This window comes from Roseovarius carneus (assembly GCF_020141465.1).
Taxonomy (GTDB): Bacteria; Pseudomonadota; Alphaproteobacteria; order Rhodobacterales; family Rhodobacteraceae; genus Roseovarius; species Roseovarius carneus.
This window is the reverse complement of sequence record NZ_JAHSPD010000001.1, coordinates 1,750,072-1,774,693: the sequence shown is the minus strand read 5'-3', so window position 1 is coordinate 1,774,693 and position 24,622 is coordinate 1,750,072. Positions and strand designations below refer to the sequence as shown.

Sequence of the window (24,622 nt, the reverse complement as noted above, 5' to 3'; positions counted from 1 at the left end):
TCCTTGTTTTGAGCGGGTAGGCTGCGACCGCGTATTGAGGCGCTAGCTAGGCTGTTTGGAACAGTTTGGCAAGGCAGGGGTTGTCTGGCGCGTCCTAATGTGCCGTCCAGCCCCCATCCAGGGGCAGGGCCGCGCCGGTCACGTTATGCGACAGCGGGTCGGTCAGCCATAGTGCCATCGCGCCAATCTCCTCAGGGTCGATGCCACGCCTTGTGGGTTGCTTGGTGCCCAGAAGGTTCGCAATTGCCTCCTCCCGCGTGGTGCCCAGCGCGTCTTGACGCGCGGCCACCATGCTCTGCACTAAAGGCGTGTCGACCCAACCGGGGCAGATTGCGTTCACCGTCACCCCGCCCGACATGCGGCTTCCGGCCTCGGCATATTCCATCGCAGCCACGCGGCTGAGGCCCACCAGACCGTGTTTTGCGGTTGCATAGGCCGCCTTGCCTGGATTGCCGACCAGCCCGTGAATAGAGGCCACGTTGATCACACGACCATACCCGCGCGCGGACATGCCCGGCAAAAGCCCCTGCATCAAAGCGAAGGGCGCGCTGAGATTGATGGCCAGCACCCGGTCCCATACCGCGCGCGGCAAATCAGCCAGCGGCCCCGTCTGCCCGATCCCCGCATTGTTCACCAAGATATCGACCGCGCCCCATGCGGCAACCTGCGCCAACATTGCGTCAATCTGCGCAGGCTGCTCCAGATCAGCGCCAAAATACTGCACACCGCCCGCGCCCAGCTCCGCAAGCTCGGCCAGCACCGCGCTCGCATCCCGCCCCGGCAGATCATTCAGCGCGATCCGCGCACCCGCCCGTGCAAACGCCCGCGCCACGCCGCGCCCCACGCCCTGCATCCCGCCCGTCACAAGCGCCGTGCGCCCCGTCAAATCAACCATTCCCAAAGCCTCTTCATTTTATCGCAGCCAGCAGTCTCGACGCAAAACAAGAGAATTTTTGTGCGCCACGTGATCGAATTTACAGTAATTTCCCCTAGCGCCCCGCAATCACAGCCGTCATACCCCACCTCATGGGGCAACTGCCTGCTTTTCTCACAGCAGCGCATGGCCTATAACGACCCAAACAAGCAAGCCGCCATGCACAAAAGGGCGGCACCGGTTCGAGGAACTCAATGCCCAAATCACCCAATTCCGACGACGTGGCCTTCATCAAAGCGCTGGCTGAACTTCTCAACGACAATGACCTGACAGAGCTTCAGGTCAAACGCGACTATGGCCCCGACGACAGCCTGAATGTCCGCGTGAGCCGCAAGATCGAGGCCGCCCCGGCGGTGCAGATGCTGGCCCAAGCCCCCGCTCCTGCCGCCGCATTGGCGGCCCCTGCGGCCACAGCAACAGCCCCTGCCGCATCGGTCGACGATCCCGCAAGCCATCCCGGCGCGGTCACGTCGCCCATGGTCGGCACAGTCTATATGCAGGCCGAACCCGGTGCGCCGTCCTTTGCCTCCGTAGGGGATCAAGTGAACGAGGGCGACACGCTTTTGATTATTGAGGCGATGAAGACCATGAACCACATCCCCGCCCCGCGTGGCGGCACGGTCAAGCGGATCATGGTGGAAGATGGTGCCGCCGTGGAATATGGTTCTCCCTTGATGATCATCGAATAAGGCACGCGCAATGTTCGATAAAATCCTAGTGGCAAATCGCGGCGAGATCGCCCTCCGGGTGATCCGCGCCGCGCGCGAGATGGGCATCGCCTCGGTCGCGGTACACTCCACAGCCGACGCCGATGCGATGCATGTGCGCATGGCCGACGAATCGGTCTGCATCGGCCCGCCCTCCAGCACCGAAAGCTACCTGTCGATCCCCGCGATCATCGCCGCATGCGAAATCACCGGTGCGCAGGCGATCCATCCCGGCTATGGGTTCCTGTCGGAAAACGCCAATTTTGTGCAAATCGTCGAAGATCACGGCCTGACCTTTATCGGCCCCACGGCGCAGCATATCCGCGTCATGGGTGACAAGATCACCGCCAAGGACACGATGAAGGAGCTTGGCGTGCCCTGCGTGCCCGGCTCCGAAGGCGGCGTGGCGGATCTGGCAGAGGCCAAGCGGATTGGTGAGGAAGTAGGATACCCCGTGATCGTCAAGGCCACGGCGGGCGGCGGTGGGCGCGGCATGAAAGTGGCGCAGACAGCTGCCGATATGGAAAGCGCATTTCAAACCGCGCGCGCCGAGGGCAAAGCAGCGTTCGGCAACCCCGAAGTCTATATCGAGAAATATCTCACCACCCCGCGCCATATCGAAATTCAGGTCTTCGGCGATGGCAAAGGCGGTGCTGTGCATCTGGGCGAGCGCGATTGCTCGCTCCAACGCCGTCACCAAAAAGTGTTTGAGGAGGCCCCCGGCCCCACGATCACCCCCGAAGAGCGCGCATCGATCGGCAAGATTTGCGCCGATGCCATTGCCCGGATCAACTACACGGGCGCGGGCACGATTGAATTTCTTTATGAAAACGGCGCGTTCTATTTCATCGAGATGAACACCCGGCTTCAGGTCGAACACCCAGTGACCGAAGCCATCTTCGGTGTGGACCTTGTGCGCGAGCAGATCCGCGTCGCCGAAGGCCTGCCCATGTCGTTTGGCCAGGATGATCTGAAGATCAACGGCCACGCCATTGAAGTGCGCATCAACGCCGAGAAACTGCCCGAATTCGCACCACGCCCCGGCAAGATCACACAGTTCCACGCCCCCGGTGGGCTGGGCGTGCGGATGGATAGTGCGCTTTATGATGGCTACACGATCCCGCCCTATTACGATTCGCTGATTGGCAAATTGATCGTGCATGGGCCCGACCGCCCTGCCGCACTGGCCCGGCTGAACCGCGCTCTGGGGGAGTTGATCGTGGACGGAGTGGACACGACTGTCCCGCTATTCCATGCGCTGCTGCAAGAGCCCGATATTCAGGCGGGCAGCTACAACATCCACTGGCTTGAAAAGTGGCTGGAGACGAACCTGCGGGGATGACGACGGGAAAGGGCACAGATGAAGGATGATAATTTCACCCTCACGCCCGCCCTTTTGCTCAACGCATATGCCGCGGGCATATTCCCCATGGCCGAAAGCCGCGAGGACCCAGAGATTTACTGGGTCGATCCCAAGCGGCGCGGCATCCTTCCGCTGGATGGGTTTCATATCTCCCGAAGCCTTGCGCGGCGGATGCGGCGCGGCGGCTACACGGTCAGCCTGAATGCGGATTTCGAGGGCGTGGTTGACGGCTGTGCCGCGCGCGATGAGACATGGATCAGCGCAGAAATTAGAAGCCTTTACAGCGCGTTGCACCACATGGGCCACGCCCATTCACTTGAGGTTTGGGAGGGCGGCGCGCTTACAGGGGGCGTCTACGGTGTGGCGCTGCAATCGGCGTTCTTCGGAGAGAGCATGTTTTCGGCGCGGGTTGACGGCTCAAAACGCGCGCTTGCGCATCTGGTAGATCACCTACGCCGCTGCGGCTTCACTCTGTTTGATACGCAATTTATCACATCGCATCTCGAAAGCCTTGGTGCGAAAGAGATATCACGCAGCACGTACCACCTGCGGCTCGAATTGGCCCTCGCCACACGCGCAGATATTCATGCAGTCCCGCTCGACGCAGACACTCACTCAGTCTTGCAGCGCATGACCCAGACATCGTAGCGCGGATGATCAAGCCCGTTCAGAGCCGGAGATGAGGCAACCATCCAGCCCGAAAACATGTCCTCATCCGCGTCGATATCGCGCATCGTGAGAAATGCAAACGCATCCCCCGCAGGGTTCCCGGCCGGATAGCGGCACTGCGCCATGCGCACAACAAGTCGGCCAAACCCGGCCTGCTCACCGGGCGCGATGGTGATATCCGTGACATCCCCATTCACCTTGTCGAGCGCGCGCAAAACAGCGCCAGTGCCAGCCATCACTTCCTGCTGCGCAAAAGCGGGCGCCGCGAGGAGACATGCAACCGCGACACTCCGCATCATTCCGCGCTACCGCCGTCATCCCCGCCAACGAATTTCATCAAAAGCGACACAAGGCTGACTGATCCTTGGGTGAATTCAATCGTATCACCCGCCTCAAAGACGAAGGGCGAGCCACCGGGCAAAATCTCGACGTAATTCCCACCCAAAAGGCCCTCAGACGAGATCGCAACCGCGCTGTCATCCGGCACGCTGATGCCTTGAGTGACGGTAAAGGTCGTGCCTGCGCGGTATGTCTCGGGGTCGAGGTTCATGGCCGTCACCCGGCCCACCTTGACACCCGCAAGGCGCACATCCGTGCCCACGTCGATCCCATCCGCAGAGCGGAAGCTGGCGTTCAGCTCATAGCCCTCACCGCCCGTGGAAAACCCGGTGACCTGCCCCGCATAGACCAAAAACCCGATAGCAGCCGCTAAGACGGCGCCACCCACGATAATCTCTGTTTTGTTTTCCGACATATCCCTATTCCGGGCTCCACGCCTCGTAATCGCGGCGCTCCTTCGGCTCAGCCCGCCGGAGTGATCCCGCAGGCGCATAAGCCAGCGCCGTGCCTGTCAGATTCTCCTGATGCGGCTTTTCCCATACCTTGCGGGGCAAGGGACTCTGCGTGGGCGGCTCTTGATAGGTGTGGTGCAGCCAGCCGTGCCACTCGGGGCCGACGCGGCTCGCCTCAGCCTCACCGTTGAAAATCACCCAGCGCCGCTTGCCGTCGCGCGTGTGGTAAAAGCTGTTGCCTTGCGCATCCTCACCGACCTTGACGCCTTTGCGCCACGTCCAAAGTTGCGTGTTCAATGTCTGCCCATGCCACCATGTGACCGAGCGCAGCAAAGTCTTAAGAATGCCCATCAGGACCTCCGGATTTCATCCCCTCAGATATGGCGTATCACCACTCAAAGGTCCAGTGGCGCGTCACAAGGAAAAGGCGCGCCGGCAAGGACGCGCCTTATAAAACTGTCATATCCGCAATGGCCTTCCGCACGCTCCGCTCGGGGCTTGCGGCGGGCAAAAAATCAGCCCGCGCTGGCCTCTTCCTTCTTGGGATCGGCATAGATCAGCAAGGGCTCCGCGTCCGAGTTCACCGCCTCATCATTGACGACGACCTCACCCACATTCGCCAGACCCGGCAGCTCAAACATCGTGTCGAGCAAGATATCCTCAAGGATTGACCGCAGGCCACGCGCGCCGGTTTTGCGCTCAATCGCGCGCTTGGCGATCGAGGTCAGCGCATCATCGGTGAAGCTCAGCTGCGCATCCTCAAGCTCAAAGAGACGCTGGTATTGCTTGATCAGAGCGTTCTTGGGCTGTGTCAGGATCGTCACAAGCGCATCCTCGTCCAGATCCTCCAGCGTAGCGATCACCGGAAGACGCCCGACAAACTCTGGGATCAGGCCGAATTTCAACAGATCCTCAGGCTCCAGATCCTTGAAATACTCGCCGATGCCCTTCTTGCTCTCGTCACGCACATCCGCACCAAAGCCCATGGCGCTGCCCTTGCCGCGCTGCGCGATAATCTTGTCGAGACCTGCAAAGGCCCCGCCACAGATGAAAAGTATGTTGGTGGTATCCACTTGCAGGAATTCCTGCTGAGGATGTTTACGACCACCTTGTGGCGGAACCGCGGCAACCGTGCCCTCCATCAGCTTCAAGAGCGCCTGTTGCACGCCCTCACCCGACACATCGCGGGTGATCGAGGGATTCTCGGACTTGCGCGTGATCTTGTCGACCTCATCAATATAGACGATGCCGCGCTGCGCGCGCTCGACGTTATACTCGGACGCTTGCAGCAATTTGAGGATGATATTCTCCACATCCTCACCGACATAGCCCGCCTCGGTCAGGGTGGTGGCGTCCGCCATTGTGAACGGCACATCGAGAATCCGCGCCAGCGTCTGCGCCAGCAACGTCTTGCCGCAGCCCGTAGGGCCAATCAGCAGGATATTGGATTTCGACAATTCAATTTCTCCGGATTTCCCGGAATGGTTAAGCCGTTTGTAATGGTTATGCACCGCGACGGACAAAACCCGTTTCGCCGTGGCCTGCCCGATCACGTAGTCATCCAGCACGTCACAAATCTCGCGCGGTGTCGGCACCCCGTCTGAGGATTTCAGCCCCGCCGAGCGTGTTTCTTCGCGGATAATGTCCATGCAAAGCTCGACACATTCGTCGCATATGAAGACCGTGGGGCCCGCAATAAGCTTGCGCACCTCATGCTGGCTCTTGCCGCAAAAGCTACAATAGAGGGTGTTCTTGCTGTCGCTGCCAGAGTTATTCGACATGATCTACCTTTCGAGCGCAGCGCGCAGGCTCGCATTGACACAATCCCGGAGCGCATTTGTAATCCAGCTTAGGACAGGGGCGGAGCGGCCACAATCTGAAAATGGCCGCCCGCACAGAGCTGTGACCTAGGCCTTTTTATCGTCTTCCACCTTGCTGCGGTTCTCGACAATCTCGTCGATCAAACCCCAGTTCTTCGCATCTTCCGCCGACATGAAGTTGTCGCGTTCCAGAGCATCCTCGACCTTTTTCAATGTCTGGCCCGTATGCTTGACATAAATCTGGTTGAGACGCGTCTTCAGTTTTTGGGTTTCTTGGGCGTGGATCATGATATCCGTGGCCTGACCTTGGTAGCCACCCGAAGGCTGGTGAACCATCACGCGGCTGTTGGGCAGCGAGAAACGCATCCCCTTCTCGCCCGCAGTCAGCAAGAGCGAGCCCATCGAGGCCGCTTGACCGACCACAAGCGTCGAGACCGCAGGCCGGATATACTGCATCGTATCATAAATCGACAAACCAGAGGTCACGACACCGCCGGGGCTGTTGATATACATGGAGATTTCTTTGGACGGGTTCTCCGCCTCCAGATGCAAAAGCTGCGCCACGATCAGCGACGACATACCGTCATGCACAGGGCCACTGAGGAAAATAATCCGTTCCTTCAAGAGGCGCGAGAAAATGTCATAGGCCCGCTCGCCCCGGCTGGTCTGCTCGACCACCATCGGCACGAGTGTATTCATGTATGTGTCAATCGGGTCGTTCATATGCACCTGCCTGCTGGTTATGTGCGATCCTTATCGGATCAGGTCCTAAGGGAGTCTTAGTATTGCGCCCTAGGGCCTGCAAGGGCGGGTGGGTATTTTGTCCCACTCCCGACCTCGCGCCATCTTTCAAATCTCATCATATCGATGATGATAGTGCAGGTTTAACGGCCAATGGCGGCTAAGCGGACAAACCGACTATGGCGCGATTTGCAGCCAACATCGCAAATTTGGCGGAAAGTGGATTTTCGCTGCCATGTGAGTAACGGGGTGCCGTCACGTGTGGATTCTCGAGCGATAGCAGGAAATGAACACCCATAATGCCTAGAATACCCGCAGCTATTTAGCGCCTATCACTGCCCAAACGCTTGCTCGTCGAATTATCGGCTACCGAATGCGGTAATGCTGAAAACACTAGCAAACCGTGCTTCCAGCCGTTAGTTTGTCGTTATAAATAGGAGAGTAAAATGGCGATTTTAATTGTAGTAGAGGGCGTCGGGAACAGCGGTAAGTCCACGTCAATTAAGGATTTTGCACGGGCCAATTTACCAAACTTTTCGGTCCCGAGACGTGGTGACATCAAGTATGCTGGCCCGCTGACCAAGAATTCTAATCAATATACGATTGGTGTTCGCAGTGCTGGAGATACAGGGGCTATGATATTAGACGCCATTCAGTGCTTTAAGACACACAACTGCGATCTCATGGTCTGCGCAACAAAGTCGCGCGGCATCACGGTGGACACTATTAATGCCTACATCGCTGCCAATCCTAGTTTGACTGTTCATCGCATTCAGACGCAATCGTCCAAAATTCCAGCCCAGCAGCTTGCGGATAACGCAAGGGTTGCGCAGAAAATTTGGAGCCACATCCCGTAAATCGGTCGCTTCAGATGAACGCCTCCATGGTCCACATTGGGCCATGGACATCGATATTATTTGAAAATCGAAGGTCTTGGTAAGGCTCAAACCACCCATTCACCCAGCAAAACAGCCCTTCAAACCTGCCCCTGCATATCACCTCACCCCCGCGCGCTCTCCCGCCCCAACGCGCGGCACAGGATCAGCACAGGAACAAGCCCAAACGCCACCAGCGCGAGCGACGGCACCGCCGCCTCCGCCAGCCGCTCGTCCGAGGCAAGCCTATGGGCGCGCACCGCAAGTGTCTGAAAATTAAACGGATGCAGGATCAGCGTGGCAGGCAATTCCTTCATCACATCGACAAACACGATGAGCAGCGCCGTCAAAACGGACGTCCGCGCCACGGGCAAATGGACACGCCACAAAAGCCGCCCCGCCCCCTGCCCCAAGGACCGCGCAATCGCGTCGTAATGCGCAGGCACCGTGGCCATTCCGCTGTCATAGGCATTCAAAGCCGCCGCCATGAACCGCGCCATATAGGCCAGCACCATGAGCCAGATCGACCCAGTGATCAAAAGCCCGGTATCAATGCCAAACTGCGCCTCCATGAACGCATCAATCGCATTGTCGAGCCCCGCAAGCGGCACCATCAGCCCCACCGCAATCACCCCCCCCGGCACGGCATAGCCAAGCCCCGCGCCCACCACGAGGCCACGTGAGGTGCGCCCGGGCCGAGTGCGCGCCCGAAATCCGATCAATATTGCGCCGAGCACGGTCAGAACCGCCGCGATACTGGCCAAAGTGACCGAATTCACCATCAGCCCCAAATAGACCTCTTGGCTGATGTTATGGCCCGACCCTGCGGCCATCACGCTGAGCATCACCGCAGGGATCACGAAACCGAACATCACCGGCACCATGCAGAGCGCAAATGCGCCCCACCCTTTCCAGCCGGTCAACTCAGGCTTGGCCAAGACCTCAAACCGCGCACCACCCCGGCCCGCACGTTGGGCTTTCCCGCGTTGTGCCCGCTCCAGCCCCGCCAAGAGCAGCGCGAAGAACAAGAGGCATAGCGCCAATTGCGCCGCCGCCGCCCGATCGCCCACGCTGAACCACGCCTGATAAATCCCGGTGGAAAACGTCTGCACGTTGAAAAACGCAACCGTGCCATAATCCGCAATCGTCTCCATCACAGCCAGCAACACACCCCCCATGATCGCAGGCCGCGCCATCGGCAAGGCCACCCGCCAAAACGCCCGCATCGGCGCGCGGCCCAAGGTGCGCGCGACCAAAAAAGCGTTTGAGCTTTGCTGCCGGAAAGACGCACGCGCCAGCAGGTAAACATATGGATATAAAACAAAGGTCAGCATCATCGCCGCCCCGCCAAGGCTCCGGATTTCAGGGAACCAGTAGTCGCGCGGGCCCCAACCGGTCAGATCGCGCAAGAGGCTCTGGACCGCGCCGGGATGATCCAACAAATCCGTATAGGCATAGGCCATGACATAGGCAGGGAATGCCAAGGGCAGCGCCAGCGCCACCTCCAGCCATCGCACGCCGGGAAACTTGTAGACTGTGACCAGCCAAGCCGCCCCCGTGCCGATCAACGCCGTGCCCAGAGCAACAATGGAGACCAATATCAGCGTGGTGATCGTGTAGCGCGGCAGGACCGATGACAAAACATCGCGCCACGTGCTCAGATCGCCGCCAAGCGCCGCCAACGCGGCCGCAATGATCGGTGCCACGCAAAGCGCAGCGACGCCCCATGCCAGCCTGTGCATCAGCGTTTCAGTCATTATGCGTAGGGCCTCCCTGATACCTGAGTGTTTTGATCCGTAATCCCCGCGCCACAGAGGGTCAAGGCCAGAGCCGGGTTTGGCAAAGGCTCAGAACAGCTTGGGAGCGCCTTGGAAACATGTTGAAATTCGCTTTGAATCGAGCGTGCCCCACGCGCCACGATCGAATTTCACCTCAAAGTCTGAATATCAAAATTCAAAGTTCAATATCTGTGTATAAGTGAGGGATTGAACGCATGGATTCATACCTCACGTCCCGATATCGCCCCGCGCAATCGCGGTTGCCTTCAAGATCGCGTAGACCTCAAGACCCGGCGCAAGGGAAAGCTCTTCCGCCGCGCGCCGTGTGATCCGCACCAAAAGCCGATCCGCCCCAAGGCGCAGCGACACCGCCATGCCCGGGCCCGAGCCGGGGTGTAATTCCTCCACCGCTGCGCGTAGAATATTGCGTGATGACAGCCCTTTCGGCTTTTCAAGCGCCACAATAACATCTTGCGCCAACACTCTGATCCGCAAGGACTTACCCACATCTGCACCGACACCCGGAAGCACCATTTCACCCCCGCTCAGACCAAGGCGCGTCAACCCGTCCGCATGGCGTTCAAGCACAACCGCCGCCAGCACCGAGCCCGCTTCTCGCACCCCCACAAAAGGCATCATCACAGGATCACTCAGGACATCCCCCACCGGACCCGTCCGCACCACACGGCCTTGGTCCAGAACAACGATACGGTCCGCCAGACGCGCAATCTCCGCGACCGAGTGGCTGACATAGATGATCGGCGCGCCATCTGCGTCGCGCAACCGTTCCAGATAGGGCAAGATCTCATCCTTGCGCGGCCCATCAAGCGCTGCCAAAGGCTCGTCCATAACCAAAAGCTGCGGCTGCATAAGCAAGGCGCGCGCCAAGGCCACGCGCTGTTTTTCACCGCCGGAAAGCGCACCGGGCAGGCGCGCCGTGAGATGCCCGATCCCCAACAGATCGCAGATCGCTCCGACCTCAACTCCCCCGGCCTCCTGCGGCGCATAGCGCGCGCCAAAGGCCAGATTGCCCGCCACATCAAGATGTGGGAAGAGCCGCCCGTCCTGAAACACAACACCAATCCGCCGCCGCGCCGTGGGCACATTTACCCCCGCCGCCCGGTCAAAAAGCACATTATCCCGCAGCGTGATACGCCCCTCGTCCGGTTGGAAAAGCCCCGCCACCGCATTGGCAACGCTGGTCTTTCCTGCTCCCGAAGGGCCAAAAAGCGCCGTCACGCCCGCACCCGCTTCGAACGCCACATCGAGCGCAAACTCCGCGAACCGGTGGCGCAAGGCGACATTGAGGCTCATGCCCGTGCCCTCGCCGCCATGCGCCGGGCCAGCCACTCGGACACAAGAACTGCGCCGACCGCTACGACAAGCGACAGCACCAGAAGCCGCATCGCACCTCCCTCGCCTCCCGGCACCTGCAAGAACGCATAGATGGCCGAGGGCAATGTCTGCGTCTCGCCGGGTATGTTGGCCACGAAGGTGATCGTCGCACCAAACTCGCCCATCGCCTTGGCAAAGCCCAGCACTGTGCCCGCCAAAATTCCCGGCGCGATCAGAGGCAATGTCACCCGCATAAATACTGCCCAGCGCGGCGCGCCCAACGTGGCCGCCGCCTCCTCCAGCTTGGGGTCGACCGCTTCAATTGAGAGGCGTATCGCCCTGACCATCAACGGAAACCCCATGATAGCCGCGGCCAGAGCAGCCCCGGTCCAGCGAAAGGCCAAGACGATCCCCACGCTTTCCAGCATCCCGCCGATTGCGCCATTGCGCCCAAACGTCAGCAGCAGCAGATACCCGGTCACGACAGGCGGCAACACGAGCGGCAAATGCACCAATGCGCTGAGCAATGCGTGGCCGCGAAACTGCCCGCGCGCCAAAAGCCACGCGACATAGACCGCCAAGGGCAGGCTCACGATCACCGCGACAAACGACACCCTGAGCGAGAGCATGAGCGCCGCCCATTCCGCAGGTTCCAGCATTATGGGTCCTCCGCCATGGGACGAAACCCGTAAGCTTCAAAGATCTCTTTAGCCTCTGAACCTTCTAGAAACGTGAGGAAGCTGTTACCCTTCGGGGTCAAAGCCGCCGCCGGATAGACGATCTGCGCATGGCGTTCCTCCGGCACCTCGTAAAGCACCTGCACCCCCGGATCGGCCAGCGCGTCGGTACCGTAAACGATCCCCAAAGGGGCCTCCCCACGCGCCACAAACGCAAGCGCCACGCGCACATTTTCTGTCTCTGCCAGATGCGGAGAAAGAGCCTCCCAAAGCCCCGCACCCTCAAGCCAATCACGTGCGTAGATCCCTGCGGGCACGCTTTGCGCATGCCCCATCGCCAAACGTCCGCCGCCCAGCCGCGCAAGGATCGTCTCCGCCGAAATCTCAGCCATAGCCTCAGCGCCGGCTGGCCCAATGAGCACAAGGGAATTGCCCAAAAGCACCTGCGCCTCAGGCACAGCGCCCTGCGCCACAAGCCACTCCATCCACTCATCCGATGCGAGGATCACAACATCCGCAGGCGCACCCTGCGCCACCTGCCGCGCCATTGACCCGCTGCCGCCATAGGACAAAACAGCGCCACCATAGGCCTCCGCCACCGCATCAAGCGCGCCACGCAAAGAGGCAGCCGCAAAAACCACCGGCGCCTCCGCGCGGGCAGGACCAGCACCAAAACAGGCCACAAAACCCAACACACAGCCCATCATCACCCCCCAAAAGCGGCGTAAATTAACTATATCAGAAGGGGTTTGGTGCGAAGAATTCATTTCAAACTAGTGTTTTCATTGGTTTTAGCTTTATATGATAGAAAAGAAGAAGGCTAAAGTGGTCCGAAGAGCGGTATGGGCAGAATGTCCCTTTTAACGGGTAAACAAGAACCGATTGATTTGATGTCGGCACATAAGAGCGACGTGCGCACTCAGTTTGCCACGTTGTGCTTTCGCATGGTCCGCGACAAGCCCGAAATCCTGCTGGTTACCAGCCGAGGCACCAAACGCTGGATCGTGCCAAAGGGCTGGCCCATGGACGGCAAAACCCCTGCGGAATGTGCCGCGATCGAAGCATGGGAAGAGGCCGGCGTGCGCGGTAAGATGTATGATCGCTGCCTTGGACTGTTTTCTTATCACAAGCTGCTGGAGCCCAAAAGAGAGCTGCCTTGCGTGGCGATGATCTATGCGATGAAGGTCAAAACCATCTCCGCCACCTACCCCGAAATGGACCAAAGACGCCGCAAATGGCTGAGCCCCAAAAAGGCCGCCGCGCGCATTGCCGAACCTGAGTTGGCCGAGATCATCCACAATTTCCACCCCCGCTTCGTCACTGGTTGACCTCTGCACGCTTGATTTCACGCGCCCCGCCAGTAGATGTAGAGGAGAGCAATCAGGCTCGGGGTGCGGAATGATAAAATTCTCTCTCAAATGCAGCGCCGATCACAGCTTTGACAGCTGGTTTCAATCGGCGGACGCCTATGACAAGCTGGCCGCCGCCGGGATGGTGTCGTGTGCAATCTGCGGCACGACTGAGGTCAGCAAGTCGCTGATGGCGCCAAAAGTTCGCGCCAGCCGCAAAGGCGCACTGAGCGCCCCAACCTCAGACAAGGAACGCGCCCTGGCCCAAATACGCCGCGAGGTGGAGGAAAACTCCGACTATGTAGGCCTCAACTTTGCCACCGAAGCACGCCAAATCCATGACGGCGAAGCGCCCGCGCGCGCAATCTATGGCGAGGCCAAGCCGGAGGAGGCCAAAGCCCTCATAGAGGACGGCGTGCCGGTCATGCCGCTGCCCTTCCGCCCTGCGCGCAAATCCAACTGAGCCCCTGAAGGAGCCTCTCTATGCATGTTGTCATCACTGGCGCCAATCGCGGCATCGGCGCCACCCTCGCTGCGGATTACACCGCGCGCGGCGATACTGTCACCGGCACCACCCGCGCGCCGGGGGCCACACAGCTCGATGTCACGGACCCAGCGCAGATTGCGGCTTTCGCGGCCAATCTCAAAGCGCCCGTCGATCTTCTGATTTGCAATGCGGGCGTGTATCTCGACCGCGAGGATACGCTTGGCGCGGGGTATCAGCCGCATAAGTGGGCCGAGACATTCGCCGTCAACGTGGCAGGGGTCTTTCTGACGATAGAGGCATTGCTGCCTCATCTGCGCGCGGCCCAAACGCCGAAAATCGCCATAATTTCAAGCACCATGGCCAGCCAGGAGCGCGCGCCCGGCGGCAGCTATATCTACCGTTCGTCCAAGGCCGCTGCCCTGAACCTTGGGCGCAACCTCAGCGTTGATCTGAAACCCGACGGGATCGCCATCGGCATCTATCACCCCGGCTGGGTCCGCACCGATATGGGCACAGATGACGCCGAGATCAGTGTGGAAGAAAGTGCGGCAGGCCTCACCGCGTGCTTTGATCGCCTGAGCCTTGAGAGCACGGGCAGCTTTCTCAATTATGATGGCAGCACCCATGTCTGGTGACATATGAGCGGCGGGCATGACCTAACGACGCTGCTGCGCGGCATGAACCCGGTTCTGGACGCTAACACCTTTGTTTTTGCCACGGTGAAGGGCCCCGTCCCGGCGGGTCTCACCCCGCAAATGGTGTTTCAGGAGGCCGAGGGCACCACGCTGATCCTGACGCAGGCCGAGGCTGAGGCCGCGCATATCCCGTATGAGTTTCCGTGCCGCATGATCACGCTCAATATCCACTCGGCGCTGGAGGCGGTGGGATTTCTTGCGCGCGTCTCCATACGGCTTGCAGCGCTCAACATGGGCGTGAACCCGGTCGCGGGGTTTTACCACGACCACCTCTTCATCCCCGAGGCCCGCGCGGAGGCGGCTATAGACGCCCTGCACCAGATGGCAGCAGAGGCCGATACCCCCTGACCCTTGCACGCCGTGCGCCCCCCGCGTAAACGGACGCCGAGCACTATCATGCATGACTTCCAAGGACCGCACCCATGCCCGTTCTCGTGATGAAATTCGGCGGCACATCCGTGGCCAATCTTGACCGCATCCGCCGCGCTGCAAAACGCGTGGGCGTCGAGGTGGCCAAGGGCTATGATGTGATCGTCATCGTCAGCGCCATGTCGGGCAAGACCAACGAACTTGTCGGCTGGGTGAATGAGACATCGCCGCTTTATGATGCGCGTGAATATGACGCTGTGGTCAGCAGCGGCGAAAACGTCACCGCAGGCCTCATGGCGCTCACCTTGCAGGAAATGGACGTACCCGCGCGCAGCTGGCAGGGCTGGCAAGTGCCGGTTAAGACAACCTCCGCGCACAGTGCCGCCCGCATTGAAGAGATCCCGTCCGAGAACATCACCGCCAAGTTCGCCGAGGGTATGAAAGTCGCCGTCGTCGCGGGCTTCCAAGGGGTCAGCCCCGAGGGCCGCATCACCACACTGGGCCGTGGCGGGTCCGACACCACCGCCGTGGGCTTTGCCGCCGCGTTCAACGCCGAGCGCTGCGATATCTACACGGATGTGGACGGCGTCTACACCACCGACCCGCGCATAGCGTCCAAGGCCCGCAAGCTGGACAAGATCGCGTTTGAGGAAATGCTGGAGCTGGCCTCGCTCGGGGCCAAGGTGCTGCAAACCCGCTCGGTTGAGCTGGCGATGCGCTATAATGTCAAACTGCGCGTGCTCAGCAGCTTTGAGGAACAATCAGATGACGCAGGCACGCTGGTCTGCGCCGAGGAGGAAATCATGGAATCCAATGTTGTCTCCGGCATCGCCTATAGCCGCGATGAGGCGAAAATGACCCTTATCTCCGTCGCCGACCGCCCCGGCATCGCCGCCGCCATCTTCGGGCCGCTCTCCGAGGCGGGCGTGAATGTTGATATGATCATTCAAAACATCGCCGAAGAAGGGCGCACCGATATGACCTTCTCGTGCCCCACCGATCAGGTGGCGCGCGCGACAAAAGCGCTGCAAGGCGCGCAGGATCGTGGCGAGATCAACTACCATGATCTGGTGGCCGACACGGATGTGGCCAAGGTCTCGGCGGTGGGCATCGGGATGCGGAGCCAGTCGGGCGTGGCCGCGCTGATGTTCAAAACGCTCAGCGACGAAGGTGTGAATATCAAGGTTATCGCAACCTCAGAGATCAAGATTTCGGTGCTGATTGACCGCAAGTACATGGAACTGGCCGTTCAGGCCCTGCATGACGCGTTTGAGCTGCACAAGGCCGCCTGACCGCTGCCCATTTATGCGGCGCGCACGGTTGCGGCGCGCGTGGCAATTCCCGCCCCGCGCGATATTTCCGTTTCGCTTCACCCGCCGATATGCTTTAAACTGGTGCGCCGGGCCGTGTCCCGGTGATCCGACCGGGGGCCGCAGACATTATGACACGCGACAGGAAAACCGACAGCCGCAAGCTGCTGGGCCGGCTGCGCGACATCATGGCGGTCGAGGCGGGTGGCCAGACCCGGCTTGACCAGATCACCGGGCTGATTGCCGAAGAGATGCTGATCGAGGTCTGCTCAATCTATCTGTTCCGCGATGCGGACACGCTTGAACTTTGCTCGACCGAGGGCCTCAACAAAGAGGCCGTGCACCAGACACGCATGCGGATGGGCGAGGGTCTTGTCGGGCGTGTCGCGCGCAAGGGTCATGTGATCAACACCGACGACGCGCCCTCCACCAAGGGGTTTCGCTACATGCCCGAGACGGGCGAGGAGGCGTATTCGTCCTTCCTTGGTGTGCCCATTCAGCGGCTGGGCGAGAAACTGGGCGTGCTTGTGGTGCAATCGCGCGAGGCGCGCAAATATTCCGATGATGAGGTCTACGCGGTCGAGGTGGTCGCCATGGTTCTGGCCGAAATGGCCGAGCTTGGCGCCTTTATCGGCGAGGGGGCTGCCATGTCCGCCCGCCACCAGCAACCGGTGCTCTTTCGTGGTGCCACCGCACAGGAGGGGGCCGCGCGCGGTCATGTGTGGCTGCACGAGCCGCGCGTGGTCGTCACCAACCCGTTCGCCGAAGATCCCACCCGCGAGCTTGAACGCCTGAACGAGGCTGTGGACGAGCTGCGCGTCGGCGTGGACCGTATGCTCAACCATGTGCGCACCGGCGACAAAGAACAGCTCGAAGTGCTGGAAACCTACCGGATGTTCGCCAATTCCAAGGGATGGATGCGGCGGATCGAGGCGGATATCGGCCGGGGCCTCAGCGCCGAGGCCGCCGTCGAGAAAGAACAATCGACCGCCCGCAGCCGCATGGGTCAGGTGGCCGATGCCTATCTGCGCGACCGTTTGCACGATCTCGATGATCTCAGCAATCGCCTGCTGCGTATCCTCACCGGCCAAGGCGGACAGACCGGGGCGGAAATGCCGCCCGATCCCATTCTCATTGCGCGCAATATCGGCCCGGCGGAGCTTTTGGATTATGGCCGTAGCCTCAAGGGCATCGTGCTGGAGGAAGGCGCGGTCGGCAGCCATGCAACAATCGTCGCGCGCGCGCTCGCCATCCCGCTGGTGATCAACGCGCGCGGCATCACGACAGAGGCGCTCAACGGCGATCCGATCCTCGTCGATGGCGATCAGGGCATCGCACATCTGCGCCCCGACGACACCGTCTTTGCTGCCTTCAAGGACAAAATGGCGATGCAGGCCAAGGCGCAGGAACGCTACGCCTCGATCCGCGACAAGCCCGCCGAGACGCTTTGTGGCAAGACGCTCTCGCTCAACATGAATGCGGGGCTGATGGCCGACTTGCCTAGCCTGCAAGGCTCCGGCGCCGATGGCGTGGGCCTTTTCCGGACAGAGCTGCAATTTCTCATCCGCTCCCAAATGCCCCGCCGGGGCGAGCTGAGCGAGCTTTACGCCCGCGTGATGGACGCCGCCGCCGACAAGCCGGTGATCTTCCGCACCCTCGATATCGGCTCGGACAAGGTGCTGCCCTATATGAAGCCCACGGATGAGCCCAACCCCGCCATGGGTTGGCGCGCGATCCGCGTGGGGCTTGATAAGCCAGGCGTGATGCGGATGCAGCTTCAGGCGCTGATCCGTGCCGCCGCCGGGCGCCCCCTCTCGATCATGTTCCCCTTCGTGGCGCAGCGCGATGAGTTCACCATGGCCCGTACTGAGATGGACAAGGCGCTGGAGCGTGAGCGCGTGTTGGGTCACCCCATCCCCAGCGCGCTCAAGGTGGGTGCCATGCTGGAAACACCCAGCCTCGCCTTCTCGCCCGAGCAGTTCTACCGCGAGGTCGATTTCCTCTCCATCGGGGGCAATGATCTCAAGCAGTTCTTCTTCGCCGCCGACCGCGAGAACGAGCGCGTGCGCCGCCGCTATGACACGCTCAACGTGAGCTTTCTGACCTTCATCGAGCAGATCGTCGCGCGCTGTGCAGCCTCAAACACCCCGCTCAGCTTTTGCGGTGAGGATGCAGGCCGCCCGGTCGAGGCCGCGTGCCTCGCAGCCATCGGCCTGCGCAACCTGTCGATGCGCCCCGCCTCCATCGGTCCGGTGAAATCCATCCTGCGCCGCACGAACCTTGATGAGTTGGCCGGCGTCATCGCCAAGGCCAGCGCCTCGGGCAACCAATCGGTGCGCGCAGATGTGATGGATTACCTGCGCGAGAAACTCTGACCAAAGGCCCCCGTACCCTATGCCCTTTCCCGATTTCATGCAGACCTTGCCCAGCCTCAACCTGCCCTTCCCCGAGGATATCGTGCAATCCAACGCGGTCCTCTCCGAGGCGGGGCTTGTCGTGTTCTTCACCTTCCACAAGGACATGGACCTGCCGCCCCACGCCCACAGGGCGCAGTGGGGTAGCGTGATCGAAGGCGAGATCGAGATGACGATCGGCGACGAGACCAAGATCTACGGCCCCGGCGACAGCTATTTCATCCCCGAAGGCGTCACGCACAGCGCCCGTATCGCCGCCGGAAGCCGCGTGATCGACGTGTTTGAGGAAACCGACCGCTATCCGCTCAAGGGATAACAGCCGAAGACAGCCCGCAAGGGCTGGAGGAGGTCCACGGCGACAAACCCAATGTCGCAGATGCAGTATCCAACCGTCCATTGCCCATCTACGCTCCTCCTCAGCACTGGAGGGCATATGTCACAAGATAAAATCATCGGCTTCATCGGCACAGGCCGCATCGGACCCCCAGTTATCCGGTCGCTCCTGTCCGCAGGCTATACCGTGAAGGTCCACGACAAATACCGCAGCGCCGCAACCGATGTGATCGCTGCAGGCGCCACTTGGGCCGAAACGCCCCGAGATGTCGCCAAAGGTACCGACAGCCTCATCACCTGCCTTGCGCAACCCAGCCATGTGAACGAGGCGATGCTCGGGGATAATGGGGCCGCCCACGCGATGCAGGCCGAGGCCATATGGATCAACCTGTCGACGACCGACTACCACAGCACAATCCGCATCAGGGACGTGCTCAAATCCAACGGCGCCTTCTGCCTTGAGGCCCCGGTCAGCAACCTGTCGCATATGGGTGTCGATTTCGGCAATTCCAGCGTCTATTGCGCGGGCGAAAAAGCGGGCTATGACAGTGCCAAGGGCATCCTTGAGGCCGTTGCCCAAATCTCGTTCTTCACCGGCGATATCGGCTCGGCCCAAGCGGTCAAACTGCTGACAAACCTTATCTTTTATGGCGCGGCCTCAATCAGCGGCGATTGCCTCGCCATCTCTCAGCATGCCGGCATACCGACCCATTGGATGTGGGAGAAAATCGCGGGCAGCCCTGCGGCGTCCGTCACCGTGACACAATTCATCCCCATGCTGTTCGATGGCAGCTACGACACCTCATGCTCGCTCGCAATCGGCGTCAAGGACATGGCGCTCACCCTCGCTTTTGCGGAAGAGCGCGGTGTCACCCTCCCGCTCAGCCGCCTTGTGTGTGACCGCTATGCCCTCGCCGGACAGGTCTATGACCCAAGCCAAAACCACCTCAAGGTGCTGAAACTGACCGAAGATGCAAACGACATGGCCATCCGCATCCCCGGCTTCATCGCGCCTTCAAAATACGGCATCGACCCAAGTTTTGTCATCAGCGAGCAGATGGACACCGACGCATTGGGTCGCATGACCCCCAAACTGCCCGCGCACTACCGCGCCCCGGAGTTTACGCCAACCGCGCACCAATCAGATCTGATCGACACACTGATTCGCATCATGGCCGCCGCAAATCACGCCTTGAACGCAGAGGCGATCCTGCTGGGCCAAAGCGTGGGGCTTGACCGCGCCGTGATCGAGGAAATGATCGTCTGGAGCGTGGGCACCAATTGGATGATCGAAAATATCGGCGGCTATGACCCTGATGCGGCGCATCTGCCCGGCATTGACACGCTCAGCGGTGGCTTGCATTTGCCGTTTCTTAGCAATGTGCTGGATGTGCTCAGGGGCGTTTAGGCACCGCCACGCGCGCGCAAAACGCGTCCAGCACCGCGCCATGATCCATATCCGCTTCAATCGCCAATCGCCGCAGCCCGAAATGAACATGCGCCATCTGTTGATAATAGCTGGTATAGGCGTAATTCGTCGCGGCCCCTGCCGCCGAGCCCAAAATCGGCACCGTCTGCGCCGCAAGCTTCTGGCCCAGAACCGTGCTGAGGCGCGGCGCAACTTTCGCGATCAACGCCTGCACCCCCTTGCCCGACACAGCCATCCGCGTGCTCAGAAAGGCCAGATCAGAGCCGTCATCATGGTCCAGTGGCCCCGCCGCAGCAAAGACATGGATGCAATCAAACTGCACGCCCTTTTCCGCCGGATCAAACCCATGCTCGGCGGCCACATCCTGTATCGCGCGCAACAAAATCGTCGTGGTCACCGGAAGCTCGGCCAGCGCGCTTGGCAATCCGCCCATACCGCCCGCGGCCCCCATCGCCGTGGTCACGGCACGGGTCAGCCACTGCGGCTGTCCGCCCACAACACTGCGCGAGCGGTCCGCCGCACGCATTGCCAGCCGCAACGCCTCCTGCGTGCCGTCACCAAGCCGCCCGCGCACGTCCGCAGGTAATCGGTCCAGCAAGCTTTCAGCGCGGCTCCCGATCATGTTGAGCACTTGGATACCGACAGAGCCCGCCTGCGCATGGCGCAGCACAAGCGCATCAAGCTGCGCATCGACGGCAGTTTTATCTATCGGGGGGCCAAGCAAATCCATGCACGTAACATCGGCGCATCAAGGCGCGGTTTCAAGCGGCCCGCGTCACTTTCCCGGTCACGCCGTCCCACGCGGCGGGCGCAAAGCCGAGGCCGAGAACCCGCTCAGGGTTGGTCGGCGGTGGCATCTCAACCCCGTCAAGCCGCCGGAACCCGAACCGGCCGTAATAGGGCGCATCTCCCACCAGCATCACGCGCGGACAGCCCCCATCGCGCGCTGCCTCAAGGCTGGAGCGCATCAAGAACCCGCCCAGCCCCTCGCCCTGCCGCGTCGGGTGAACCGCGATGGGGCCCAGAAGCATCGCCTCATGCGCGCCGATCCGCACCGGCCAATACCGGATCGCGCCCGCCAAAATCCCGTCACTATCGCGCGCAACCATGCTCAACCCCGCCACAGGCGGCACGCCATCGCGCAAACGGTAGGAGCTGAGCGCCTCACGGCCCGGCGCAAAGCAGAGGTCATAAAGCGCCTCCACTTCCCACCAATCCTCCTCTGTCTCAGGGCGCAGCTCAAGCACGGGCGGGGCCTTTCAGCGGCTAAAATCAAGTGGCATGTCGCGTAGCACGGCGTTAGGCCTGTCGCAACTGATGCCGCGCGCAAAGGAGCCTCGAAAAATGTTCTACCGCCCCAAGGATGGCCACGGCCTGCCGCATAATCCATTCAATGCCATAGTGGCCCCACGCCCCATCGGCTGGATATCCACCATCGGCGCGGATGGCGTGCGCAACGTGGCCCCCTACAGCTTTTTCAACGCGGTGGCCTACACGCCACCGCAGGTCATGTTCGCCTCCAACGGGGCCAAGGATTCGCTCCACAACATCCGCGAGACGGGCGTGTTTTGCACCAATGTCGTGGCCCACGACATGCGCGGGCCTATGAATAAATCCTCCACCGCCCTGCCGCGCCATGTCGATGAGTTCGCCCATGCCGGGCTTGACGTGGCGGAGTGCGAAACGATTGACTGCCCCCGCATCCTTGGTGTGCCCGCCTCATTTGAATGCCGGATGACGCAAATACTGGAGCTGGAGGGCGAGGATAATTTCGTCATCTTCGGCACGGTGACGGGCGTGCATATCCGCGAGGATTGTCTCAAAGGTGGCCGTTTCGACGTGACAACATTCCAGCCCCTCGCGCGGCTGGGGTATCGCGATTATGCGGTGGTGGAGCGGGTGTTTACGTTGGACCGTCCAGACGACTAAGCACCCGGCAGAGCGCTCACGGCAAAAACACCGTCTGCGCCACAAGCATCCAGATCGGCAATGTCAGCGCGCTCAGCAAGGTGGATTGTGCGACCAACGTAGCCACAACCTCGCGGTTCGCGCCAAAGCCTGAGGCCAGCACATGCGCCGCCGACGCCGTGGGCAATGCGGCAAAGACCACCACCACCGCGACATGCGGCCCAGATACGCCCAACAAAAGCGCCCCGCCCACCGCCAATCCCGGCAACAGCAGCAGCTTCACCCCAGACAAGATCGCACTGAAACGGTCGAGCCGTGCAAGCGCGCCCCAGTTCATCGTCGCCCCCACGGAAATCAACGCAATCGGGATCGCCGCCACCGCCAAAAGTTCAAGCGGTGCGAGAACCAAACCCGGCACAGCGTATCCCGACACGCCCACCGCAACCCCCGAGAGCGAAGCGAGCAAAAAAGGGTTGAGCGCTATCCGCCGTAGCGTGCCCCACCCCCCAAGCGCGCTGCCGCGCGACAGCGCCGAGACGGCAAAGACATTGGCAAGCGGCACCGCCATACCAATCGCCACCGCCATCAGCGCCGGGTCCGCTCCGCTAAGCGCGCCTACCGCTACGATAGCCAGCGCCGAATTGAACCGCCAAGCGGTCTGCCAGCCGCCCGCGAAATCCAGAAACCGCGCAGGCCCAAACCGCCGAGCGCCATAACCCGCAACAAGGCCCGCCGCCAAAAGCGACCAGATCGCAGGAGCCATGGTGACGACCGCGCTCAGCTCAATCGGGCGGCTGGAGGCTGCAACGAATAAAAGCGCCGGAAAGAATATCTCGAAATTGAGGCGATCAAGCCCCTGCCACGCCGTCTCGCTTAGCCGCGTGCGCACCACCCCCCCAAGGCCCACAAGCGCGAAGGATGGCATCAGCCCAGCAAGGATCACCCAGAATGTCATATCGCCGGCATTACCTTTAGCCCTTTACCGTCAATGCGCACCCAGAATGCCCGTCCGCACATCATAATCCACCGCGACCATGTAATCGGGGTCATCATCGCTGTCGATCATCAGATGCCCCGCCTTGGCCAGAAGCTTATGACAATCGCGGCTGAGATGGCGCAGTTGCAGCACCTTGCCCGCGGCCTGATACTTGCCCGCCAAAGCCTCGATCGCCTGAAGTGCTGATTGGTCCACCACCCGGCTTTGGTCGAAATCCACGATCACGAGGTCCGGATCCCCAGCCACGTCGAAAATCTCGCCAAACCCTTCGGCGGACCCGAAGAACAAGGGGCCGTCGATCTGGTAGACCCGCGCGCCCTCGGGCGTGGTGTAGGTCTTGGCGTGGATGCGCTTGGCGTTGTTCCACGCATAAGCCAACGCGGAGACAATCACCCCTACGACCACCGCAATCGCGAGGTCGTATTTCACCGTTACAGCCGTCACGAGGATGATCACCAACGCATCCGTCAGCGGCACTTTGGTCATGATCGTCAGTGAGTTCCACGCGAATGTGCCGATCACCACCATGAACATCACCCCCACAAGGGCGGCCAGCGGTATCTGCTCAATCGCGGGGGCAGCAAAAAGGATAAAGATCAGCAAACACAGCGCCGCCGTGATCCCCGCGATCCGCGTGCGCCCGCCGGATTTCACGTTGATCATCGACTGTCCAATCATGGCGCAGCCGCCCATGCCACCAAAAAACCCGGTCAGCGTATTGGCCAGCCCCTGCGCAATACATTCCTGGCTCGCGCCGCCCCGGTTGTTTGTCATCTCGCCCACAAGGTTCAGCGTCAGAAGGCTCTCGATCAAACCGATTGCAGCGAGGATCACCGCATAAGGCAGGATGATCTGAAACGTCTCCCAATTGAGCGGAGCGAGCGGCGTGCCGTAGAGGCCAAGGCCTTCGCCAAACGGGTTATGAAAGCTGGGCAATCCGCCTTGGATCGAAGCAAGATCACCCACGCGCGGCACATCAAGGCCAAAGAGAATCACGATGGCAGCCACGATCCCGATGCCCGCAAGCGGCGCAGGCACAATCTTGGTGATGCGCGGCATGAGCCAGATAATCGCCATGGTCAGCGCCACGAGCGCCAGCATCATGTAAAGCGCAGAGCCGCTGAGCCATTCGCCCCCGCTCATGCCGTGCCCAGTATTTTCCATCGTGCCGGGCACTTTGAACTGCCCCATCTGCGCAAGAAAAATAACAATGGCCAGCCCGTTCACGAAGCCGAGCATCACCGGATGCGGCACCAGCCGGATGAACTTGCCCCAGCGAAGCGCGCCCGCCGTGACCTGAATGATCCCCATCAAAACCACGGTGGCAAAGAGGTATTCAACCCCGTGCTGCGCCACAAGCGCCACCATCACCACCGCCAGCGCACCCGTAGCGCCCGAGATCATTCCGGGCCGCCCACCGATAAGGGCCGTCACCAGCCCCACAAGGAAGGCCGCATAAAGCCCGACCAGCGGATGCACGCCCGCGACAAACGCAAAGGCCACAGCCTCGGGCACAAGGGCGAGCGCCACGGTGAGACCCGCAAGAAGCTCGATCCGCACGCGAGACACAGAGAAGGGCTCGTCCTGCATCACGCGCAAATCTGGCATGGTCAGGTTTTTGGCAAAGCTGGCGAGGGAGGT

27 protein-coding genes are annotated in these 24,622 nt (G+C 61.0%); 13 read left to right on the top strand and 14 right to left on the bottom strand.

Annotated features, from left to right (window positions below):
• Positions 1 to 94: 94 nt before the first annotated feature.
• Entirely contained in the window at positions 95 to 895 is an 801-nt protein-coding gene (locus tag KUD11_RS08930; RefSeq protein ID WP_109385012.1) for a 3-hydroxybutyrate dehydrogenase, read from the bottom strand.
• A 233-nt stretch (positions 896 to 1,128) separates the two neighbouring features.
• On the opposite strand from KUD11_RS08930, the gene accB reads away from it, so the two are divergent.
• Genes accB through aat form a run of 3 tightly spaced genes read left to right on the top strand, consistent with a single transcriptional unit; the run spans position 1,129 to position 3,652 of the window.
• On the top strand, positions 1,129 to 1,623 hold the full coding sequence (accB, locus tag KUD11_RS08925; RefSeq protein WP_109385013.1) for an acetyl-CoA carboxylase biotin carboxyl carrier protein: 495 nt from the start codon (positions 1,129 to 1,131) through the stop codon (positions 1,621 to 1,623).
• Positions 1,624 to 1,633: 10 nt separating this feature from the next.
• Positions 1,634 to 2,983 (top strand): acetyl-CoA carboxylase biotin carboxylase subunit, encoded by a 1,350-nt coding sequence (gene accC, locus KUD11_RS08920; protein WP_109385014.1) that lies wholly within the window; start codon positions 1,634 to 1,636, stop codon positions 2,981 to 2,983.
• An 18-nt stretch (positions 2,984 to 3,001) separates the two neighbouring features.
• A complete protein-coding gene (gene aat, locus KUD11_RS08915) occupies positions 3,002 to 3,652 on the top strand; it encodes a leucyl/phenylalanyl-tRNA--protein transferase (protein WP_109385015.1) in 651 nt (216 codons plus the stop codon).
• On the opposite strand, the gene KUD11_RS08910 is transcribed toward aat, so the two are convergent.
• The 5 genes from KUD11_RS08910 to KUD11_RS08890 form a co-directional block, all read right to left on the bottom strand.
• Positions 3,616 to 3,969 (bottom strand): DUF2155 domain-containing protein, encoded by a 354-nt coding sequence (locus KUD11_RS08910; protein ID WP_109388015.1) that lies wholly within the window; start codon positions 3,967 to 3,969, stop codon positions 3,616 to 3,618. The two genes, aat and KUD11_RS08910, sit on opposite strands and share 37 nt — an antisense overlap.
• Complete coding sequence (mlaD, locus tag KUD11_RS08905) at positions 3,969 to 4,427, bottom strand: outer membrane lipid asymmetry maintenance protein MlaD (RefSeq protein WP_109385016.1); 459 nt, start codon at positions 4,425 to 4,427, stop codon at positions 3,969 to 3,971. The genes KUD11_RS08910 and mlaD overlap by 1 nt, the downstream gene beginning before the upstream one ends.
• A 4-nt stretch (positions 4,428 to 4,431) precedes the next feature.
• Positions 4,432 to 4,815, bottom strand: a complete 384-nt coding sequence (locus KUD11_RS08900; protein ID WP_109385017.1) for an NADH:ubiquinone oxidoreductase subunit NDUFA12 — start codon at positions 4,813 to 4,815, stop codon at positions 4,432 to 4,434.
• Between the two features lie 164 nt (positions 4,816 to 4,979).
• Complete coding sequence (gene clpX, locus KUD11_RS08895) at positions 4,980 to 6,245, bottom strand: ATP-dependent Clp protease ATP-binding subunit ClpX (RefSeq protein ID WP_109385018.1); 1,266 nt, start codon at positions 6,243 to 6,245, stop codon at positions 4,980 to 4,982.
• A gap of 126 nt (positions 6,246 to 6,371) precedes the next feature.
• Complete coding sequence (locus tag KUD11_RS08890; protein ID WP_109385019.1) at positions 6,372 to 7,007, bottom strand: ATP-dependent Clp protease proteolytic subunit; 636 nt, start codon at positions 7,005 to 7,007, stop codon at positions 6,372 to 6,374.
• Positions 7,008 to 7,471: 464 nt separating this feature from the next.
• Between KUD11_RS08890 and KUD11_RS08885 the strand changes: the two genes are divergently transcribed.
• On the top strand, positions 7,472 to 7,882 hold the full coding sequence (locus tag KUD11_RS08885; RefSeq protein WP_109385020.1) for a hypothetical protein: 411 nt from the start codon (positions 7,472 to 7,474) through the stop codon (positions 7,880 to 7,882).
• A 143-nt stretch (positions 7,883 to 8,025) separates the two neighbouring features.
• On the opposite strand, the gene KUD11_RS08880 is transcribed toward KUD11_RS08885, so the two are convergent.
• The 4 genes from KUD11_RS08880 to modA all read right to left on the bottom strand — a co-directional run bounded on the left by KUD11_RS08880 (position 8,026) and on the right by modA (position 12,397).
• The gene (locus KUD11_RS08880; protein ID WP_109385021.1) at positions 8,026 to 9,657 is read right to left on the bottom strand and encodes an ABC transporter permease; all 1,632 of its coding nucleotides are present in this window, start codon (positions 9,655 to 9,657) and stop codon (positions 8,026 to 8,028) included.
• A gap of 249 nt (positions 9,658 to 9,906) precedes the next feature.
• Entirely contained in the window at positions 9,907 to 10,992 is a 1,086-nt protein-coding gene (modC, locus tag KUD11_RS08875) for a molybdenum ABC transporter ATP-binding protein (RefSeq protein ID WP_109388017.1), read from the bottom strand.
• A complete protein-coding gene (modB, locus tag KUD11_RS08870; RefSeq protein WP_109385022.1) occupies positions 10,989 to 11,672 on the bottom strand; it encodes a molybdate ABC transporter permease subunit in 684 nt (227 codons plus the stop codon). The genes modC and modB overlap by 4 nt, the downstream gene beginning before the upstream one ends.
• Entirely contained in the window at positions 11,672 to 12,397 is a 726-nt protein-coding gene (gene modA / locus KUD11_RS08865) for a molybdate ABC transporter substrate-binding protein (protein ID WP_109385023.1), read from the bottom strand. Before modA ends, modB begins: the two co-directional genes overlap by 1 nt.
• A 183-nt stretch (positions 12,398 to 12,580) precedes the next feature.
• Here modA and KUD11_RS08860 point away from each other — a divergent pair, with 183 nt between their 5' ends.
• The 8 genes from KUD11_RS08860 (at position 12,581) to KUD11_RS08825 (ending at position 20,055) form a co-directional block, all read left to right on the top strand.
• The gene (locus KUD11_RS08860) at positions 12,581 to 13,018 is read left to right on the top strand and encodes an NUDIX hydrolase (RefSeq protein ID WP_224380175.1); all 438 of its coding nucleotides are present in this window, start codon (positions 12,581 to 12,583) and stop codon (positions 13,016 to 13,018) included.
• A 70-nt stretch (positions 13,019 to 13,088) separates the two neighbouring features.
• Positions 13,089 to 13,502, top strand: a complete 414-nt coding sequence (locus KUD11_RS08855; protein ID WP_109385025.1) for a DUF1178 family protein — start codon at positions 13,089 to 13,091, stop codon at positions 13,500 to 13,502.
• Between the two features lie 20 nt (positions 13,503 to 13,522).
• Positions 13,523 to 14,161, top strand: a complete 639-nt coding sequence (locus KUD11_RS08850) for an SDR family oxidoreductase (RefSeq protein WP_109385026.1) — start codon at positions 13,523 to 13,525, stop codon at positions 14,159 to 14,161.
• A gap of 3 nt (positions 14,162 to 14,164) precedes the next feature.
• On the top strand, positions 14,165 to 14,569 hold the full coding sequence (locus tag KUD11_RS08845; protein WP_109385027.1) for an ACT domain-containing protein: 405 nt from the start codon (positions 14,165 to 14,167) through the stop codon (positions 14,567 to 14,569).
• Between the two features lie 74 nt (positions 14,570 to 14,643).
• A complete protein-coding gene (locus KUD11_RS08840) occupies positions 14,644 to 15,882 on the top strand; it encodes an aspartate kinase (RefSeq protein WP_109385028.1) in 1,239 nt (412 codons plus the stop codon).
• Positions 15,883 to 16,031: 149 nt separating this feature from the next.
• Positions 16,032 to 18,275, top strand: a complete 2,244-nt coding sequence (gene ptsP / locus KUD11_RS08835; RefSeq protein ID WP_109388019.1) for a phosphoenolpyruvate--protein phosphotransferase — start codon at positions 16,032 to 16,034, stop codon at positions 18,273 to 18,275.
• Positions 18,276 to 18,294: 19 nt separating this feature from the next.
• Positions 18,295 to 18,630 (top strand): cupin domain-containing protein, encoded by a 336-nt coding sequence (locus KUD11_RS08830; RefSeq protein WP_109385029.1) that lies wholly within the window; start codon positions 18,295 to 18,297, stop codon positions 18,628 to 18,630.
• A gap of 117 nt (positions 18,631 to 18,747) precedes the next feature.
• On the top strand, positions 18,748 to 20,055 hold the full coding sequence (locus KUD11_RS08825) for an NAD(P)-dependent oxidoreductase (protein WP_181375278.1): 1,308 nt from the start codon (positions 18,748 to 18,750) through the stop codon (positions 20,053 to 20,055).
• Here the strand turns inward: KUD11_RS08825 and KUD11_RS08820 are convergent.
• Both KUD11_RS08820 and KUD11_RS08815 read right to left on the bottom strand, forming a co-directional pair.
• The gene (locus tag KUD11_RS08820; RefSeq protein WP_109385031.1) at positions 20,042 to 20,806 is read right to left on the bottom strand and encodes an EcsC family protein; all 765 of its coding nucleotides are present in this window, start codon (positions 20,804 to 20,806) and stop codon (positions 20,042 to 20,044) included. The genes KUD11_RS08825 and KUD11_RS08820 overlap by 14 nt on opposite strands.
• 31 nt (positions 20,807 to 20,837) lie before the next feature.
• Positions 20,838 to 21,323, bottom strand: a complete 486-nt coding sequence (locus KUD11_RS08815) for a GNAT family N-acetyltransferase (RefSeq protein WP_109385032.1) — start codon at positions 21,321 to 21,323, stop codon at positions 20,838 to 20,840.
• A 97-nt stretch (positions 21,324 to 21,420) separates the two neighbouring features.
• Here KUD11_RS08815 and KUD11_RS08810 point away from each other — a divergent pair, with 97 nt between their 5' ends.
• A complete protein-coding gene (locus tag KUD11_RS08810) occupies positions 21,421 to 22,005 on the top strand; it encodes a flavin reductase family protein (RefSeq protein ID WP_109385033.1) in 585 nt (194 codons plus the stop codon).
• A 16-nt stretch (positions 22,006 to 22,021) separates the two neighbouring features.
• On the opposite strand, the gene KUD11_RS08805 is transcribed toward KUD11_RS08810, so the two are convergent.
• Together KUD11_RS08805 and KUD11_RS08800 are read right to left on the bottom strand one after the other, a co-directional pair.
• Entirely contained in the window at positions 22,022 to 22,939 is a 918-nt protein-coding gene (locus KUD11_RS08805) for an AEC family transporter (protein ID WP_109385034.1), read from the bottom strand.
• A gap of 30 nt (positions 22,940 to 22,969) precedes the next feature.
• Complete coding sequence (locus KUD11_RS08800; protein ID WP_181375348.1) at positions 22,970 to 24,589, bottom strand: SulP family inorganic anion transporter; 1,620 nt, start codon at positions 24,587 to 24,589, stop codon at positions 22,970 to 22,972.
• Positions 24,590 to 24,622 lie beyond the last annotated feature (33 nt).